We start from the raw sequence: 16,739 nt of genomic DNA on the forward strand, positions 1-16,739 counted from the left end.
TTTTTTACTTCGCCTGACGCTTCTGGTACTCGCTGGCGGCTTTCACGAAGCCGGCAAACAGCGGATGTCCGTCACGCGGCGTTGAAGTAAATTCCGGGTGGAACTGGCAAGCAACGAACCACGGATGGTTAGGCACTTCGATGATCTCGACTAACTGATCGTCCCCGGAGCGGCCCGCAACACGCAGGCCCGCAGCTTCAATTTGTTTCAACAACATGTTGTTGACTTCATAGCGGTGACGATGGCGCTCGGTGATGACCGGCTCGCCGTACAGCTGGCGAACTACGCTATCGTCGGACAGCTGGCAGGCCTGTGCGCCAAGACGCATAGTGCCACCCAGATCGCTCTTCTCGGTACGGACTTCGACGTTACCGTCTTCGTCGCGCCATTCCGTAATCAGCGCCACGACAGGGTACTTACAGTCTGGCACAAATTCCGTAGAGTTCGCGTTTTCCATTCCCGCTACGTTGCGCGCAAATTCAATCAGCGCAACCTGCATACCCAGGCAGATGCCGAGGTATGGAATATTGTTTTCACGCGCATAGCGTGCAGTGGCGATCTTGCCTTCAACACCGCGGTAGCCGAAGCCGCCAGGGATGAGGATAGCGTCCAGATCTTTCAGAATTTCGACGCCGCGCGTTTCAACATCCTGCGAATCAATCAGCTTGATGTTCACGGAGACGCGATTCTTCAGACCACCGTGCTTCAGCGCTTCGATAACTGACTTATAGGCGTCCGGCAGTTCAATGTACTTACCGACCATACCGATAGTCACTTCGCCGCCCGGATTGGCTTCTTCGTAAATCACCTGCTCCCATTCAGACAGGTTAGCTTCCGGACAGTTCAAGCTGAATCGTTTACAAATATAATCGTCCAGACCCTGAGATTTCAACAGGCCCGGGATTTTATAAATGGAATCGACGTCTTTCATTGAAATAACGGCTTTTTCAGGCACGTTACAGAACAATGCAATTTTCGCACGTTCGTTCGCCGGAATCGCGCGATCGGAGCGGCAAACCAGGATGTCTGGCTGAATACCGATAGAGAGCAGCTCTTTAACGGAGTGCTGAGTCGGTTTGGTTTTCACTTCACCCGCGGCTGCCATGTATGGCACCAGCGTCAGGTGCATGAACAGCGCGTGTTCGCGTCCAATATCTACCGCCAGCTGACGAATCGCTTCGAGGAACGGCAGGGATTCGATATCCCCTACGGTACCGCCGATTTCAACCAGCACAACGTCGTGCCCTTCGCCACCGGCAAGGACGCGTTCTTTGATAGCGTTAGTGATGTGTGGGATAACCTGCACGGTTGCGCCCAGGTAGTCACCACGGCGCTCTTTACGCAGCACGTCAGAGTAGATACGGCCAGTCGTGAAGTTGTTACGACGGGTCATTTTGGTACGGATGAAACGCTCGTAGTGGCCAAGATCCAGATCGGTTTCAGCGCCGTCTTCAGTAACGAACACTTCCCCGTGTTGGGTTGGGCTCATGGTGCCAGGATCGACGTTGATGTACGGATCCAGTTTCATCATGGTCACATTGAGGCCACGGGCTTCAAGAATGGCTGCGAGGGAGGCTGCGGCAATGCCTTTACCCAGAGAGGATACGACCCCGCCGGTCACAAAAATATAGTTCGTTGTCATGCTGAACCTGAGAAGTTAGGGTGAAACGATGGAATAACCAGGACGGGAAAGTAGTATACCCGAACACGACGAGCGCCACAAACTTTCATTCTCCGTCTCCTTCCCAGGCCATGACAAACATAAGGAGTGAGAAAATAGCCCCTTTTGGGTAAATGTTTTTGACGCAAATCAAGCGCTTGTCATTTAAAAAATCACACAAATTGCGCTTGATCGCAAAATTTCGTTAGAGATCATGTTCCTGGCGTTTTACTTCCTGCCAGACTTCTTCCATCGCCTCAAGGTCAATGCCGCTCATTTCCAGGCCGCGCGAGGCCACAATCCTCTCCACTTCGCGAAAGCGTCGTTCGAATTTAATGTTCGCTTTTTGCAGCGCCGTTTCCGCTTTTACCCCTAAATGGCGCGAAAGATTGACGGTCGCAAACAGCAGATCGCCCATCTCCTCTTCCAGCTTTGCTTCATCCACAACGGCCTGCTGCGCTTCGTGCATCACTTCGTCGATCTCTTCGTGCACTTTTTCCAGCACCGGGCCAAGAGAGTGCCAGTCAAATCCTACCGCCGAGCAGCGCTTTTGAATTTTGTGGGCGCGCATCAGCGCGGGCAGGCTCAGGGGAATGTCGTCCAGCGCCGAGTGCTGAGATTTTTCAGCGCGTTCGGCGCTTTTAATCTGCTCCCAGCGCGCCAGCACTTCCGCACTGTTGCCTGCGGTGGCGTCGCCAAAGATATGCGGATGACGACGCTCCAGCTTGTCGCTGATAGCGGCGCAGATATCGTCAAAGTTAAAGCGCCCCTCTTCCTGCGCCATCTGGGCGTAGAACACCACCTGGAACAGCAGGTCGCCCAGCTCGCCGCGCAGGTCGTCGAAATCTTCGCGCGAAATCGCGTCCAGCACTTCGTAAGTCTCTTCCAGCGTGTAAGGCCCGATGGTGGCGAAAGTCTGCTCTTTGTCCCACGGGCAGCCGTTTTCCGGGTCGCGAAGACGCTTCATGATGCCGAGCAGGCGGTCGATTTGAGTCATAGTTCTGTCCTGATGTCAAAATGCCGGGTGGCGGCGAAGCCTTGCCCGGCCTACAGAAGAGGATGTTTAGCCGCCGTGCAGACGACGCGCGTCAATCACATCCGGCACCTGGTTCAGTTTGCCGAGCACGCGGCCCAGCACCTGAAGGTTGTAGATTTCGATGGTCATATCGATAGTGGCAAGCTGCTCGCGGGTATCGCTGCGGCTGGCAACACCCAGCACGTTGACCTTCTCGTTAGCGAGAATAGTGGTGATGTCGCGCAGCAGGCCGCTGCGGTCGTTGGCGGTAACGCGCACCACCAGCGAGTAGCCGGCCGAGTAGCTTTCCCCCCAGACGGCTTCCACAATACGTTCCGGCGCATGCGATTGCAGCTCTGCAAGCTGGTCACAGTCGGAGCGGTGAATCGAGATCCCGCGCCCCTGCGTGATGAAGCCGACAATATCGTCCCCCGGGATAGGCTGGCAGCAGCGGGCAATATGGTGCATCAGGTTACCCACCCCTTCGACCACCACGCGGCCATTATCCTTGCTGCGCTGCTGCGGAGCGTAGGTTTTCTGCTGGAGCTGCTTCAGCGCTGCGGCATCCTGCTCTGCCGCGCTTGGCTTGTTGAACTGCGCTTGCAGGAAGTTCACCATCTGGTTCAGGCGAATATCACCTCCGCCAATGGCCGCCAGCAGCTCGTCCAGCTCGTTGAAGTTGTAGCGCGGCAGCAGGAATTTCTCCGCCTCTTTCAGGCTTATCCCGATATGCTCCAGCTCGTCGTCAAGGATCTGGCGACCAGCAAGGATATTCTTGTCCCGATCCTGCTTGCGGAACCAGGCGTGAATTTTAGAGCGCCCGCGGCTGGTGGTAACGTAACCGAGGTTCGGATTAAGCCAGTCGCGGCTTGGGTTTGGCTGCTTCTGGGTGATGATTTCAATCTGGTCACCCATCTGTAGCTGGTAGGTAAACGGTACGATGCGCCCGCCGATCTTCGCCCCGATGCAACGGTGCCCCACGTCGCTGTGAATGTGGTAGGCGAAATCGAGCGGCGTGGAGCCTGCTGGTAAATCAACAACATCCCCTTTAGGGGTAAAGACGTAGACGCGATCGTCGAAGACCTGGCTGCGCACTTCATCGAGCATTTCGCCAGAGTCGGCCATCTCTTCCTGCCACGCAATCAGCTTACGCAGCCAGGCGATACGATCCTCGTGACCGGAGCGACCGCCGCCGGAGGTGCCCTCTTTGTATTTCCAGTGCGCCGCCACGCCCAGCTCGGCGTCTTCGTGCATCTGTTTGGTACGGATCTGAATTTCCACCGTTTTGCCGCCAGGGCCGAGCACCACGGTGTGGATGGACTGATAGCCATTCGGTTTCGGGTTCGCGACATAGTCGTCGAACTCGTCCGGCAGATGACGGAAATGGGTGTGCACGATCCCCAACGCGGCGTAGCAGTCCTGCAAACGTTCCGCCACGATACGTACGGCGCGCACGTCGAACAGCTCGTCAAAGGCGAGGTGTTTCTTCTGCATTTTGCGCCAGATGCTGTAGATGTGCTTCGGACGCCCGTAGACCTCGGCGCGCACATTCTCCTCTTTCATCGACTGGCGCAGCCCGCTGACAAATTCATCGATATAGTGCTCGCGGTCGATGCGGCGTTCGTGCAGCAGTTTTGCAATGCGTTTGTATTCCGCCGGATGCAGGTAGCGGAAGCAGTAATCTTCCAGCTCCCACTTCAGTTGCCCGATCCCCAGACGGTTCGCCAGCGGCGCATAGATATTCGTACACTCTTTGGCGGCGAGGACGCGCTCGTCTTCCGGCGCATCCTTCACTTCGCGCAGATGAGCTACCCGTTCCGCCAGCTTGATCACCACGCAGCGGAAATCATCCACCATCGCCAGCAGCATCCGGCGGACGTTATCCACCTGCTCGGAAGAGACAGAATCCGTTTGCGCGGCCTTCAGTTGACGGATGGCGGCCATATCGCGCACGCCGTGGATGAGCGCCACGACGGACTGGCCGACGCTTTCACGCAGCACGTCTTCCGTCACCACGTTCGCATCCGCCAGGGGGAACAGCAGTGCGGCCTGTAGCGTTTCGATATCCATGTTCAGCATGGACAGAATTTCGACCATCTCCACGCCGCGCCACAACAGCAGTTCAGCGTCCGGATGCCCCTGCGTTGTGCGTAAACAATAGGCCCAGGTTTCGGTTAAGCGTTCACACGACTGCTGGCTGGAAATCCCCAGACTTGCGATCCATTTTTGAGGGTCAAACTCACCAGCTTTATTTAAATGTGCACTTCTTACCGCAACCATCGTCCTCTCCTTTAGGGACAAGGGCCTGTCGAAGTCGACAAGCCAAACTCATTAGATGTGCTCGAACAACACCATCGATTCCAGATGTCCAGTGTGCGGGAACATGTCCAGCATTGCCAGACGCCGAATCTGGTAACCCCCGCTCAATAATGCTTCACTGTCACGGGCGAGCGTCGCCGGATTACAGGAAACATAGACCACGCGTTCAGGCGCGAGTTTAATTATATGTTGCATCACGCCCGGCGCACCCGCGCGCGCCGGATCGAGCAGGATCTTATCAAAGCCCTGCTTAGCCCACGGTTGCCGCGTGACATCATCCTCAAGATTTTGATGAAAGAATGTCACATTTTGCAAGCCGTTCTGCCTGGCGTTCTCCTGGCCTTTCGCCACCAGCGCCTCAACGCCCTCCACGCCGACCACGCTTGCTGCTTTGCGGGCCAGCGGCAGGGTAAAGTTCCCCATACCGCAGAACAGATCGAGCACCCGATCGGTGGGCTGGACGTCAAGCCATGCCAGCGCATTCGCCACCATCTGCTGGTTTACGCCATCGTTGACCTGGATAAAATCCCGTGGGCTGAACGTTAAGCGTAGTCCGTCTGACGCATACCAGGGCGCTTCTCCGCTGACCTGCTCAAGTATCTCGCTTTGCGGCGCAAGGAAAAGCGCAAGCTCATGAGGATGCGAAAAGCGTTCCAGTTTTTCGCGATCTTCCGGTGAGAGCGGTGCGGTGTGGCGCAACACCATCAGCGGGCCGCTGTTAGCCAGCACCAGTTCGACATGCCCCAGCGAACGCACCCCGTCCAGCGATGCAAGACAGTGGTGCACAGCCGGGAGCAGCGCCTCAAGTTGGGGCACCAAAACAGGGCACTGCGTGATGGAGACGATATCGCTGGAGCCAGCCTTGCGAAAACCCATCTCCAGCCGTTCGGTTTTTGGCTGATAGCTGAGGCTCAGGCGAGCGCGGCGACGGTAGCCCCACGGCTGGTCAGCCACAATGTCACTGACGTCATGTTTTAGCAGGCGGGCCAGCGCGCTGCTTTTACTTTTTTGCTGTAATTCTGTGCTGGCATGCTGTTGCTGACAGCCACCGCAGACGCCAAAATGGGGGCAGCGAGGCGTCACGCGTTCCCGGCTATCGTTAAGACGGCGCTTAACCTGGCCGCGTGCATACTGACGTTTGTCTTCCGTCAGCGTAATGTCTGCGCGCTCTCCGGGCAGCAAACCGGTGATAAACAGCGTCTTGCCGTTATGACGCGCCACCCCCTGACCGAAAGGATCGAGGTCCGTGGCTTCAACAGTTATGATCTGACGCGTCGTCACGCGTCGTTTTGCAGAGTAGAATTGCGCCATCGCCGAGATTGTTCTCAAATAAACATAATTAGCCTGATTGTCCCATAACGGAACTCCATGACCAACTACAGCCTGCGCGCACGCATGATGATTTTGATCCTCGCTCCTACCGTTCTCATCGGTTTGCTGCTGAGCATTTTCTTTGTGGTGCATCGCTATAACGATTTGCAGAGGCAGCTTGAAGATGCCGGGGCCAGCATTATCGAACCGCTGGCCGTCTCCAGCGAGTACGGGATGAACCTGCAAAACCGCGAATCCATTGGTCAGTTAATCAGCGTGCTGCACCGCCGACATTCAGAGATCGTGCGCGCCATTTCCGTTTACGACGAACATAACCGCCTGTTCGTTACCTCGAATTTTCATCTGGATCCCACGTCGCTGAAAATCCCGGAAGGTACGCCCTTCCCGCGTCATCTCACGGTCCTGCGGCGCGGCGATATCATGATCCTGCGCACGCCGATTATCTCGGAAAGCTATTCACCCGATGAATCAGCCCAGTCGGATGCGAAGTCCAGCAATAATATGCTGGGATACGTGGCGCTGGAGCTGGATCTCAAGTCGGTGCGGCTCCAGCAGTACAAAGAAATATTCATTTCCGGCGTGATGATGCTGTTCTGTATCGGCATTGCGCTAATCTTCGGCTGGCGACTGATGCGCGACGTCACGGGGCCTATTCGCAACATGGTGAATACCGTTGACCGGATCCGTCGGGGTCAGCTCGACAGCCGCGTGGAAGGCTTTATGCTCGGCGAGCTGGATATGCTAAAAAACGGCATCAACTCGATGGCGATGTCGCTGGCGGCCTATCACGAAGAGATGCAGCACAACGTTGACCAGGCAACCTCCGACCTGCGCGAAACGCTGGAGCAGATGGAGATCCAGAACGTGGAGCTGGATCTGGCGAAAAAACGCGCGCAGGAGGCGGCTCGTATTAAGTCTGAATTCCTGGCGAACATGTCGCACGAGCTGCGAACGCCGCTGAACGGGGTGATCGGCTTCACCCGCCTGACGCTCAAAAGCGAGCTGAATCCAACCCAGCGCGATCACCTGCATACCATTGAACGATCGGCCAACAACCTGCTGACCATCATTAACGACGTGCTGGACTTCTCGAAGCTGGAAGCGGGCAAGCTGATTCTGGAGAGTATTCCGTTCCCGCTGCGCAGCACCCTGGATGACGTGGTCACGCTGCTTGCCCACTCCTCGCATGATAAGGGGCTGGAGCTGACGCTCAATATTAAAAACGACGTGCCGGATAACGTCATTGGCGACCCGCTCCGCCTGCAACAGGTCATCACCAATCTGGTAGGCAACGCCATCAAATTCACCGAGAGCGGCAACATTGACATTCTGGTCGAAAAACGGGCGCTCAGTAATAACAAGGTCCAGATTGAGGTGCAGATCCGGGATACCGGCATCGGCATTCCGGAGCGCGATCAGTCGCGTCTGTTCCAGGCGTTCCGCCAGGCCGATGCGAGCATTTCCCGTCGTCACGGCGGAACGGGCCTGGGGCTGGTGATCACCCAAAAGCTGGTGAAAGAGATGGGAGGCGATATCTCCTTCCACAGCCAGCCTAACCGGGGCTCGACCTTCTGGTTCCATATCAATCTCGACCTTAATCCGAACGTGCAGACCGACGGTCCGGTCACCGACTGCCTGAAAGGGATGCGTCTGGCCTATGTGGAACCGAATGCCGCCGCGGCGCAGTGTACGCTGGATGTGTTAAGCACTACGCCGCTGGAGGTGGTTTACAGCCCGACCTTCTCCGCGCTGGCGAACGATCATTACGATATCCTTTTGATGGGTATTCCGGTGACGTTTACCGGAGAGCTCACCATGCAGCAGGAACGCCTGGCGAAGGCGGCCTCAATGACGGACTACCTGCTGCTGGCTCTGCCGTGCCACGCCCAGCTTAATGCTGAAGAGCTGAAAAACGACGGAGCGGCGGCGTGTCTGCTGAAACCCCTTACCGCCACACGGCTGTTACCCGCGTTGACCGAATATTGCCGTCTGACGAATCAGCCCCTGCTGCTGGCGAACGACGAACGTAAGCTCCCGATGACGGTGATGGCAGTGGACGATAATCCGGCCAACCTGAAGCTGATTGGCGTGCTGCTTGAGGATCAAGTTCAGCACGTTGAGCTGTGTACCAGCGGCGCCGAAGCCGTAGAGCAGGCCAAACAGATGCAGTTTGACCTGATCCTGATGGACATTCAGATGCCGGGCATGGATGGCATCCGCGCCTGCGAGCTGATTCGCCAGCTTCCGCACCAGCAGCAGACGCCGGTGATTGCCGTGACGGCGCACGCGATGGCGGGACAAAAAGAGAAGCTGCTGGGTGCGGGCATGAACGATTATCTGGCGAAACCGATCGACGAAGAGAAGCTGCGCAGCCTGCTGCTGCGCTACAAGCCGGGTCACATTGGCGGGACATACACCATTTCAGCTGAATCGCCGGAAATCAGCGTCAACCAGAATGCCACGTTTGACTGGCAACTGGCGCTGCGGCAGGCGGCGGGCAAAGCCGATCTGGCGCGCGATATGCTGCAAATGCTGGTGGACTTCCTGCCTGAGATTCGAAATAAGGTAGAAGAACAGCTGGTGGGTGAAAACCCTGAAGGGTTGCTGGAGGCTATCCATAAACTGCACGGCAGCTGCGGCTACAGCGGCGTGCCGCGGCTGAAAAATCTCTGCCAGCTGCTTGAACAGCAGCTCCGCGCGGGTACGCCGGAATCAGATCTTGAACCGGAATTTCTGGAGCTGCTGGACGAGATGGACAACGTGACGCGGGAAGCGATGAAGGTGTTGGGGAACTAAGACAATAGCCCGGTGGCGCTTCGCTTACCGGGCCTACAGGAGCACGATCGTTAACGCGAAATCCCCTGCCCCACCTTTATGACCGCCGCAATGTTTCTTGCGGCCATCTGCACGTTCTGTTGCGCATTTTCCAGCGCGTCCTCCAGGGAACAGATAGTGTAAATCACGCTGAATACGGCATCCAGCCCATGCTCGTGCACCACGCCAACGTCCGCCGTCAGGCTGCCGGCAATGCCGATAACCGGTTTGTTGTAGCGTTTCGCGACTCTCGCTACGCCAACGGGTACTTTGCCGTGGATCGTCTGGCTGTCGATACGCCCTTCGCCCGTGATCACCAGATCGGCGTTCTCGACCTGTTCATCAAGATGCAGCGCATCGGTGACAATCTCAATGCCCTGACGAAGCTGCGCGCCGCAAAAAGCGTACAGCGCCGCCCCCATCCCACCAGCCGCACCGCCGCCCGCCAGGTTTAAAACGTCGATATCCAGATCCCGGGCGATGATTTTTGCGAAATGCGCAAGCGCGTCGTCCAGCGTCCTGACCATTTCCGGCGTCGCCCCTTTCTGAGGACCGAATACCGCAGACGCGCCAGCCTCGCCGATCAGAGGGTTGGTCACATCGCAGGCCACTTCGATTCGGCAGGATGCCAGCCGCTTGTCCAGCCCGCTGAGATCGATATGGGCAAGGCTAGCCAGTTCACCGCCGCCCGGCCCAACGTGCTGCGCTTTAGCATCCAGCAGTTTTACCCCCAGCGCCTGCACCATGCCTGCGCCACCGTCATTGGTCGCGCTGCCCCCAATGCCGATAATGATATGCTTAACGCCCGCGTCCAGGGCATGACGGATGAGTTCCCCGGTTCCCCACGAGGTGGTGATTAACGGGTTACGCTTTGCCGGAGCAACAAGCTCCAGGCCGCTCGCGGCCGCCATTTCGATAAACGCGCTTTTCCCGTCTCCGGATAAGCCGAAAAACCCTTCCACGCGTTCACCCAAAGGCCCGGTAACGGGAACATGGACAAGGCGCCCCTGCGTGGCGGCCACCATAGCCTCCACCGTCCCTTCGCCACCATCGGCAACCGGTAATTTGACGTATTCCGCTGAGGGGAAGATTTCGCGAAAACCGACCTCTATCGCTGTCGCCACCTCAAGCGCGCTCAAGCTTTCCTTATACGAGTCCGGAGCGATAACAATTTTCATAAGCCATCCTTACGCATGTTAGTTACGTTAAGCATACACCACGTAAGGGACCACTCATGGGAGCGGTCCCAATGCGCTTATCGTACCATGCACGGACGTTTATTGTCGAATGACCACTCAGGGATCAGGTACTGCATCGCCAGCGCATCATCACGTGCGCCCAGGCCGTGTTTCTGGTACAGCTCGTGCGCTTTCATGACCTGATCCATATCCAGTTCAACGCCCAGACCCGGCGTGGCGGGAACCTGCACCATGCCTCCCTTGATCTCAAACGGCCTTTTGGTCAGGCGCTGGTTGCCCTCCTGCCAGATCCAGTGGGTGTCGATGGCAGTAATGTTGCCCGGCGCAGCGGCCGCCACGTGGGTGAACATCGCCAGCGAAATGTCGAAATGGTTGTTGGAGTGCGAGCCCCAGGTCAGGCCAAACTCGTGGCACATCTGCGCCACGCGAACCGAGCCCTGCATCGTCCAGAAGTGCGGATCTGCCAGCGGAATATCCACCGATTGCAGCGAGAGCGTGTGCCCCATCTGACGCCAGTCGGTTGCGATCATGTTCGTGGCGGTTGGCAGTCCGGTGGCGCGACGGAACTCCGCCATCACTTCACGTCCGGAGAAACCCTGCTCTGCGCCGCACGGATCTTCCGCGTAGGCCAGCACGCCCTTGAGCTGCTTGCCAATGCCGATCGCTTCATCAAGCGACCAGGCGCCGTTCGGATCCAGCGTGACGCGCGCCTGCGGGAAACGCTTCGCCAGTGCGGTAATCGCCTCTGCCTCTTGTTCACCGGCCAGCACGCCGCCCTTCAGCTTGAAGTCGTTGAAGCCATATTTTTCATACGCCGCTTCCGCCAGGCGCACCACTGCGTCCGGCGTCATCGCTTCATCGTGGCGCACGCGATACCAGTCGCATTTTTCGTCCGGCTGGCTCTGGTACGGCAGCGGGGTGAGGTTGCGGTTGCCGATAAAGAACAGGTAACCGAGCATTTCCACTTCGCTGCGCTGCTGGCCGTCCCCCAGCAGGGAGGCAACGTTGACGCCCAGATGCTGGCCTAAGAGATCCAGCATCGCGGCTTCAATGCCTGTGACCACGTGGATAGTGGTGCGAAGATCAAACGTTTGCAGACCACGGCCACCCGCATCGCGATCGGCAAAAGTGTTACGCACGCTGGTCAGCACATTTTTGTACTCGCCCAGCGCTTTACCCACCACCAGCGGAATGGCGTCCTCCAGCGTTTTACGGATCTTCTCCCCGCCCGGGATTTCACCCACACCGGTGTGTCCTGAGTTGTCCTTGATCACCACGATATTGCGGGTGAAGAACGGCGCGTGAGCGCCGCTCAGGTTCATCAACATGCTGTCATGTCCCGCGACGGGGATAATCTGCATGGAGGTGACTACAGGGGTAGAAAATGTGCTCATCGTTCGATCCTTTTTTCAGTGACGTCCAAAAACAGGGCGCTTACGGTCAAATGTCCAGCCGGGGATAAGGTACTGCATCGGGCCCGCGTCATTGCGCGCGCCGCCCGGCAATTTTTTATACGCTTCATGCGCCTTGTGGATCTGATCCCAGTCAAGCTCCACGCCCAGCCCCGGCGCATCCGGTACGGCAATGGTGCCGTTTTTGATTTCAAGTGGATTTTTGGTCAGGCGCGCTTCGCCCTCCTGCCAGATCCAGTGGGTGTCGATGGCGGTCGGGTTGCCCGGCGCCGCCGCGCCAACGTGGGTAAACATCGCCAGCGAAATGTCGAAATGGTTATTGGAGTGGCAGCCCCAGGTAAGCCCCCAGTCATCGCACAGCTGCGCCACGCGCACCGCGCCGGAAAGGGTCCAGAAGTGCGGGTCTGCCAGCGGAATGTCCACCGCATTCAGCATCACCGCGTGCCCCATTTCGCGCCAGTTGGTGGCGATCATGTTGGTTGCGACCGGCAGTCCGGTGGCGCGGCGGAACTCCGCCATCACCTCGCGGCCAGAGAAGCCCTGCTCCGCGCCGCACGGATCTTCCGCGTAGGTCAGCACGTCGCCCAGCCCTTTGCACAGCGCGATAGCTTCATCGAGCAGCCATGCGCCGTTCGGATCGACGGTGATGCGCGCCTCCGGGAAGCGTTTTTTCAACGCCCGTACGCTGTCAATCTCCTGCTCGCCCGGCAGGACGCCGCCTTTTAGCTTGAAGTCTTTAAAGCCGTAGCGATCCTGCGCCGCCTCTGCCAGGCGTACCACCGCCTCAGCGTTGAGCGCTTCCTGATGACGCAGGTGATACCACTCGTGGCTGCCCGGCGAGCGTTCCAGATACGGCAGATCGGTTTTAGTCCGGTCGCCAATGTAGAACAGATAGCCCAGCACCGTTACCGCATCACGCTGTTTGCCAGGCCCCAGCAGCTCGCAGACGGGCACGTTCAGCGCCTTGCCCAGTAAATCAAGGAGAGCCGCCTCCAGCGCCGCCACCGCGTTAACCCGCAGTTCAAAGGTCCAGGCGCCTTTTCCGAAGGTATCAAAATCCGCCGACTGGTTGCCCTTATGCACGCGCTGGACCACCTTGTTCAGGCGGGCGACCTCCTGCCCAACTACCTGCGGGATGGCGTCGACCAGCGTCTGGTAAATCACCTCTCCGCCGGGCGCTTCCCCGACGCCGGTATTTCCTGCACTGTCGGTCAGCACCACGATGTTGCGGGTAAACCAGGCGTTATGCGCGCCGCCAATGTTGAGCAGCATGCTGTCCTGCCCCGCCACCGGGATGACCTTCATCTCCGTTACGATAGGGCTTGATTGCGTTGTCATCATCCGCGCTCCCCAACAGGTTTCAGTTCGATACGTTTGATATCGCCCACCAGCACCAGGTAACTGAGTACCGCCACCAGCGCATGGACGCCAACATAAATCAGCGCGCCGTTAAACGAGCCGGTGGTGCCGACGATGTACCCGATAGCGATTGGGGTGACAATGCCGGAAATGTTGCCAAACATGTTGAACAGACCGCCGCTCAGGCCGCTGATCTCTTTCGGCGCGGTGTCTGCCATTACAGCCCAGCCCAGCGCGCCAATGCCCTTACCGAAGAAGGCCATCGCCATAAAGCCGATGATCATCCACTCCGCGCTGACGTAGTTACAGAACACCATGGTCATGGAGAGCAGCATCCCGAGCACGATGGGCGTTTTACGCGCAATGTTCAGCGAACCGGTACGACGCATCAGCCAGTCGGAAATAACCCCGCCGAGGACCCCGCCCACAAAGCCACAGATGGCCGGTACGGAGGCGACAAACCCCGCCTTCAGAATCGACATGCCGCGCGCCTGCACCAGGTAAACCGGGAACCAGGTGATGAAGAAGTAGGTTAACGCGTTAATGCAGTACTGGCCGAGATAGATGCCGATCATCATACGTGAGCCGACGAGCTGCTTGATCTGCGCCCATTTCTGGCTAAACGGGACTTTTGCCTTTTGGGTTTTCTGATCCATGTTGATCAGCGCCCCGCCTTCCGCAATATAGTCCAGCTCTTTCTTGTTCACGCCCGGGTGCTGGTTTGGTTCGTGGATCACCTTCAGCCAGATGAAGCTGATGACGATTCCCAGCCCGCCCATGAAGAAGAAGACGTGTGACCAGCCCACTTCATGCGTCAGCCAGCCCATGATGGGCGCGAAAATGACCGTTGCAAAGTATTGCGCCGAGTTAAAGATGGCTACCGCCGTTCCCCTCTCCTGCGCCGGGAACCAGGCGGCCACGATGCGGCTGTTACCGGGGAAAGACGGCGCTTCCGCTAAGCCCACCAGAAAGCGGAGGGTAAAGAGCGCAATGATGATGCCGAAGCCGCTGAAGATATCCACGAAGCCCTGCAACAGGGTGAACATCGACCAGATAAAGATGGACCAGAAGTAGACCCGTTTTGAGCCGAAGCGGTCAAGCAGCCAGCCGCCAGGGATTTGGCCGATAACGTAGGCCCATGAAAATGCGGAGAAAACATAACCCATACCAACCGGATCGAGCCCGATGTCTTTTGCCATCTCAGAGCCGGCAATGGACAACGTGGCGCGGTCGCCGTAGTTGAAAGATGTGACGATAAACAGCATCACCACTATCCAGTAGCGAGCGTTGGTGCGCTTCTCAGCGCTGCTCGCCTCGTGGCTTAATGTACTCATTGTTGCACTCCTGAAACATAGCTTTCGCCTGGTTCATTCTGTACAGCACCTGTAGGGTAATCAGAATGAGAGATTGGTGTTTGGTTTTGGTACGGCATCAAGCCGTTTTATAGTGACGAGAAAAGTATATGAAGGAGTGATGCGTTCTCTCACCGTGCAGGAACACAACATTGAAGCATGCAGGGAACGTGGTTTGGGGCATAAGCCCAAAGTGATGGAAGATACTTCACGGAATTGAGGATTTGGTGCGGCTTCGTTGCCGGGTGGCGGCGACGCCTTACCCGGCCTACGAAACTATTTAAGAAGCGTTGCCCAGTGTTCAACCCACGGGTTCGACACGCTTTCCGGTTCAGGGTGCTCACCGGCGTCGATCAGCAGCATCTCGCCGACGCGCTGAGCGCTCTGTTCCTGCAACTGCGCATCGAACTGCTTGCCGCCGCCGCAGAAGTTTGCATACGAGCTGTCACCCAGCGCGATGATGCCGTAATGCACGTCCGGCTGGTAGCCAAGCCGATCTTTAATCCCCTGGAAAAGCGGCATGATGCTGTCCGGCAAATCGCCCTGCCCCGTGGTCGAGGTCACGATAAGAATGTATTTATCGGCGTACTTTTCCCAGTCAGCCAGCTCCGGATCTTCATAGACCGTGGCTTTATGGCCCTGATTGACGAGGATTGCTTCCGCTTCCTCCGCCACCAGCAGCGAGTTGCCGTACATCGTGCCGACAAAAATACCTACTTCAGCCATGCTTTGCTCCCGTCATTATTGCGCTTGCTGTTCATCCTGAACGTTGCCTGCGGCAAACTCAACCCTTTCATTTTCGGGGAGTTGTCCCAGCCAGCCAAACTGTGACAGCGCCTGCATCCAGACCTCATCCAGCCCCGCACGAATAGTCAGCGGTTCGCCGGTAAACGGATGCGTCAGGCGCAGCTCGCTGGCGTGCAGCATCAGCCGGTTACAGCCAAAATGCTCTGCCGCACTGCGGTTCTGGCGCAGATCGCCGTGCTTGCTGTCGCCGATAATCGGATGGCGCAGGTGCGCAAGGTGTCGGCGAAGCTGATGTTTGCGCCCGGTTTTGGGCAAAAGCTCAACCAGACCGTAGCGCGTGGTAGGAAATTTGCTGGTCGCCACCGGCAGTTCTGTGGTCGCCATACCGCGATACTCCGTCACCGCAGGCTGCGGGCCTTTATCCTCGCGGGCAAATTTATCGGCGATTTTATCCAGTTCCTCCACCAGCGGATAATCCAGCGTGGCGGAATCCGTCAGCCAGCCGCGCACAATGGCGTGGTAGCGCTTCTGGATCTGGTGCTGTTCAAACTGCTGCGACAGCAGGCGCCCGGCCTCGCTGGAAAGTCCCATCAGCAGAACGCCAGAGGTTGGCCGATCCAGACGATGGGCAGTGAAGACGTGCTGACCAATTTGATCGCGCACGGTTTGCATCACCACCACTTTCTCATCGCGATCGAGCCAGCTTCTGTGTACCAGCCAGCCGGACGGTTTATTCACCGCCACCAGCCACTCATCCTGATACAGGATCTCAAGCGTCATGCATCGTCACCGGCGAAAAGCGTATCCAGCTTTTCCAGCTCAACCAGCATAACGTCGCGCACCGGGTGGGTCGCCTCCAGTGCCATTTCGTAATAGGGGGAGACGGCAAACGCCTGGGGCAAGGCGTGTCCCCCTTCCAGCAGCGCGTGCATACGCGGAATTAATACCCACTGGAGCCATTCGAACGGGGACAGCGTATCCAGACAAAACGGTTGGGTGCTGGCGAACGCTTCTGGCTGCGGCGCATTGTCCTGCCACAGCTGATGCTGGCGCATAAGGGCTTCGATGGCGTGCAATTGCGCACGAACGCTATCGTGATGCGTCATAGTAACCTCAACTGAAAAACGGAATGGCGCGAAGCATAGCATTGCGGAAGACAGAAATAAAAAAAGGGAGCACTGTAAAAACAGTGCTCCCGGTTCGTTTCGCAGCATTCCAGCTACAATACGTGCTCCCTGCTCATCCGTGACAACTTTTCCTGATGCCCGAAGGCCTGGTCATCCCTTTACCTTTTGCTTCCTGCTCACATCGTCCTGATGTGTAGGTTTCATCCTGAAACGTCCTGGCCATCCTGACCCACCGACCATCCTGACCGGCTCTCGTTCTCCTTCCTGGAGGTGTCCCTTACGCATCCTGCGTGATCCACTTTGCTTCATCCTGAAGCCTTCCTGCGGCGTCGTCCTGACGTATCCCTGATAAGAAACGCCATCATCCTGATGTTCGTTTCTTGCGTCGGCATCCTGTCGACAG

The 16,739-nt window shown here is 57.5% G+C and carries 12 protein-coding genes; 1 reads left to right on the plus strand and 11 read right to left on the minus strand.

The window, feature by feature from the left end; all coding sequences use genetic code 11:
- Positions 1 to 4 precede the first annotated feature (4 nt).
- The 4 genes from pyrG to rlmD form a co-directional block, all read right to left on the minus strand.
- Complete coding sequence (gene pyrG, locus DBR02_RS05185) at positions 5 to 1,642, minus strand: glutamine hydrolyzing CTP synthase (protein WP_063451903.1); 1,638 nt, start codon at positions 1,640 to 1,642, stop codon at positions 5 to 7.
- Between the two features lie 223 nt (positions 1,643 to 1,865).
- Positions 1,866 to 2,657, minus strand: a complete 792-nt coding sequence (gene mazG / locus DBR02_RS05190; protein WP_107533624.1) for a nucleoside triphosphate pyrophosphohydrolase — start codon at positions 2,655 to 2,657, stop codon at positions 1,866 to 1,868.
- Between the two features lie 66 nt (positions 2,658 to 2,723).
- Positions 2,724 to 4,955 carry a GTP diphosphokinase gene (relA, locus tag DBR02_RS05195; RefSeq protein ID WP_063451905.1) on the minus strand — a complete coding sequence of 744 codons (2,232 nt, stop codon included), beginning with the start codon at positions 4,953 to 4,955 and terminating at the stop codon, positions 2,724 to 2,726.
- A 51-nt stretch (positions 4,956 to 5,006) separates the two neighbouring features.
- Positions 5,007 to 6,305, minus strand: coding sequence for a 23S rRNA (uracil(1939)-C(5))-methyltransferase RlmD (gene rlmD, locus DBR02_RS05200; RefSeq protein ID WP_107533625.1), 1,299 nt, complete (start codon positions 6,303 to 6,305; stop codon positions 5,007 to 5,009).
- Positions 6,306 to 6,362: 57 nt separating this feature from the next.
- Here rlmD and barA point away from each other — a divergent pair, with 57 nt between their 5' ends.
- The gene (gene barA / locus DBR02_RS05205; RefSeq protein ID WP_107533626.1) at positions 6,363 to 9,122 is read left to right on the plus strand and encodes a two-component sensor histidine kinase BarA; all 2,760 of its coding nucleotides are present in this window, start codon (positions 6,363 to 6,365) and stop codon (positions 9,120 to 9,122) included.
- A gap of 50 nt (positions 9,123 to 9,172) precedes the next feature.
- On the opposite strand, the gene DBR02_RS05210 is transcribed toward barA, so the two are convergent.
- The 7 genes from DBR02_RS05210 to DBR02_RS05245 all read right to left on the minus strand — a co-directional run bounded on the left by DBR02_RS05210 (position 9,173) and on the right by DBR02_RS05245 (position 16,315).
- The gene (locus DBR02_RS05210) at positions 9,173 to 10,318 is read right to left on the minus strand and encodes a glycerate kinase (RefSeq protein ID WP_107533627.1); all 1,146 of its coding nucleotides are present in this window, start codon (positions 10,316 to 10,318) and stop codon (positions 9,173 to 9,175) included.
- Positions 10,319 to 10,395: 77 nt separating this feature from the next.
- Complete coding sequence (gene gudD / locus DBR02_RS05215; protein ID WP_063869329.1) at positions 10,396 to 11,733, minus strand: glucarate dehydratase; 1,338 nt, start codon at positions 11,731 to 11,733, stop codon at positions 10,396 to 10,398.
- A gap of 15 nt (positions 11,734 to 11,748) precedes the next feature.
- Positions 11,749 to 13,089: an enolase C-terminal domain-like protein gene (locus DBR02_RS05220; protein ID WP_107535619.1), complete on the minus strand. Its 1,341-nt coding sequence runs from the start codon at positions 13,087 to 13,089 to the stop codon at positions 11,749 to 11,751.
- Positions 13,089 to 14,444 carry a galactarate/glucarate/glycerate transporter GudP gene (gene gudP, locus DBR02_RS05225; RefSeq protein WP_107533628.1) on the minus strand — a complete coding sequence of 452 codons (1,356 nt, stop codon included), beginning with the start codon at positions 14,442 to 14,444 and terminating at the stop codon, positions 13,089 to 13,091. The genes DBR02_RS05220 and gudP overlap by 1 nt, the downstream gene beginning before the upstream one ends.
- Positions 14,445 to 14,738: 294 nt before the next feature.
- Positions 14,739 to 15,188 carry a flavodoxin gene (locus DBR02_RS05235; RefSeq protein ID WP_107533629.1) on the minus strand — a complete coding sequence of 150 codons (450 nt, stop codon included), beginning with the start codon at positions 15,186 to 15,188 and terminating at the stop codon, positions 14,739 to 14,741.
- Between the two features lie 15 nt (positions 15,189 to 15,203).
- Positions 15,204 to 15,989 carry a tRNA pseudouridine(65) synthase TruC gene (truC, locus tag DBR02_RS05240; RefSeq protein WP_107533630.1) on the minus strand — a complete coding sequence of 262 codons (786 nt, stop codon included), beginning with the start codon at positions 15,987 to 15,989 and terminating at the stop codon, positions 15,204 to 15,206.
- Positions 15,986 to 16,315, minus strand: coding sequence for a YqcC family protein (locus DBR02_RS05245; protein ID WP_107533631.1), 330 nt, complete (start codon positions 16,313 to 16,315; stop codon positions 15,986 to 15,988). The genes truC and DBR02_RS05245 overlap by 4 nt, the downstream gene beginning before the upstream one ends.
- Positions 16,316 to 16,739 lie beyond the last annotated feature (424 nt).

It is taken from the genome of Enterobacter cloacae complex sp. (assembly GCF_900322725.1).
Lineage (GTDB): Bacteria > Pseudomonadota > Gammaproteobacteria > Enterobacterales > Enterobacteriaceae > Enterobacter > Enterobacter quasihormaechei.

Excerpts from the sequence above, each read along its gene's own strand:
- pyrG (WP_063451903.1), bottom strand. The coding sequence starts at position 1,642 with ATGACAACGAACTATATTTTTGTGACCGGCGGGGTCGTATCCTCTCTG.
- mazG (WP_107533624.1), bottom strand. The coding sequence starts at position 2,657 with ATGACTCAAATCGACCGCCTGCTCGGCATCATGAAGCGTCTTCGCGAC.
- relA (WP_063451905.1), bottom strand. The coding sequence starts at position 4,955 with ATGGTTGCGGTAAGAAGTGCACATTTAAATAAAGCTGGTGAGTTTGAC.
- rlmD (WP_107533625.1), bottom strand. The coding sequence starts at position 6,305 with ATGGCGCAATTCTACTCTGCAAAACGACGCGTGACGACGCGTCAGATC.
- barA (WP_107533626.1), top strand. The coding sequence starts at position 6,363 with ATGACCAACTACAGCCTGCGCGCACGCATGATGATTTTGATCCTCGCT.
- DBR02_RS05210 (WP_107533627.1), bottom strand. The coding sequence starts at position 10,318 with ATGAAAATTGTTATCGCTCCGGACTCGTATAAGGAAAGCTTGAGCGCG.
- gudD (WP_063869329.1), bottom strand. The coding sequence starts at position 11,733 with ATGAGCACATTTTCTACCCCTGTAGTCACCTCCATGCAGATTATCCCC.
- DBR02_RS05220 (WP_107535619.1), bottom strand. The coding sequence starts at position 13,089 with ATGACAACGCAATCAAGCCCTATCGTAACGGAGATGAAGGTCATCCCG.
- gudP (WP_107533628.1), bottom strand. The coding sequence starts at position 14,444 with ATGAGTACATTAAGCCACGAGGCGAGCAGCGCTGAGAAGCGCACCAAC.
- DBR02_RS05235 (WP_107533629.1), bottom strand. The coding sequence starts at position 15,188 with ATGGCTGAAGTAGGTATTTTTGTCGGCACGATGTACGGCAACTCGCTG.
- truC (WP_107533630.1), bottom strand. The coding sequence starts at position 15,989 with ATGACGCTTGAGATCCTGTATCAGGATGAGTGGCTGGTGGCGGTGAAT.
- DBR02_RS05245 (WP_107533631.1), bottom strand. The coding sequence starts at position 16,315 with ATGACGCATCACGATAGCGTTCGTGCGCAATTGCACGCCATCGAAGCC.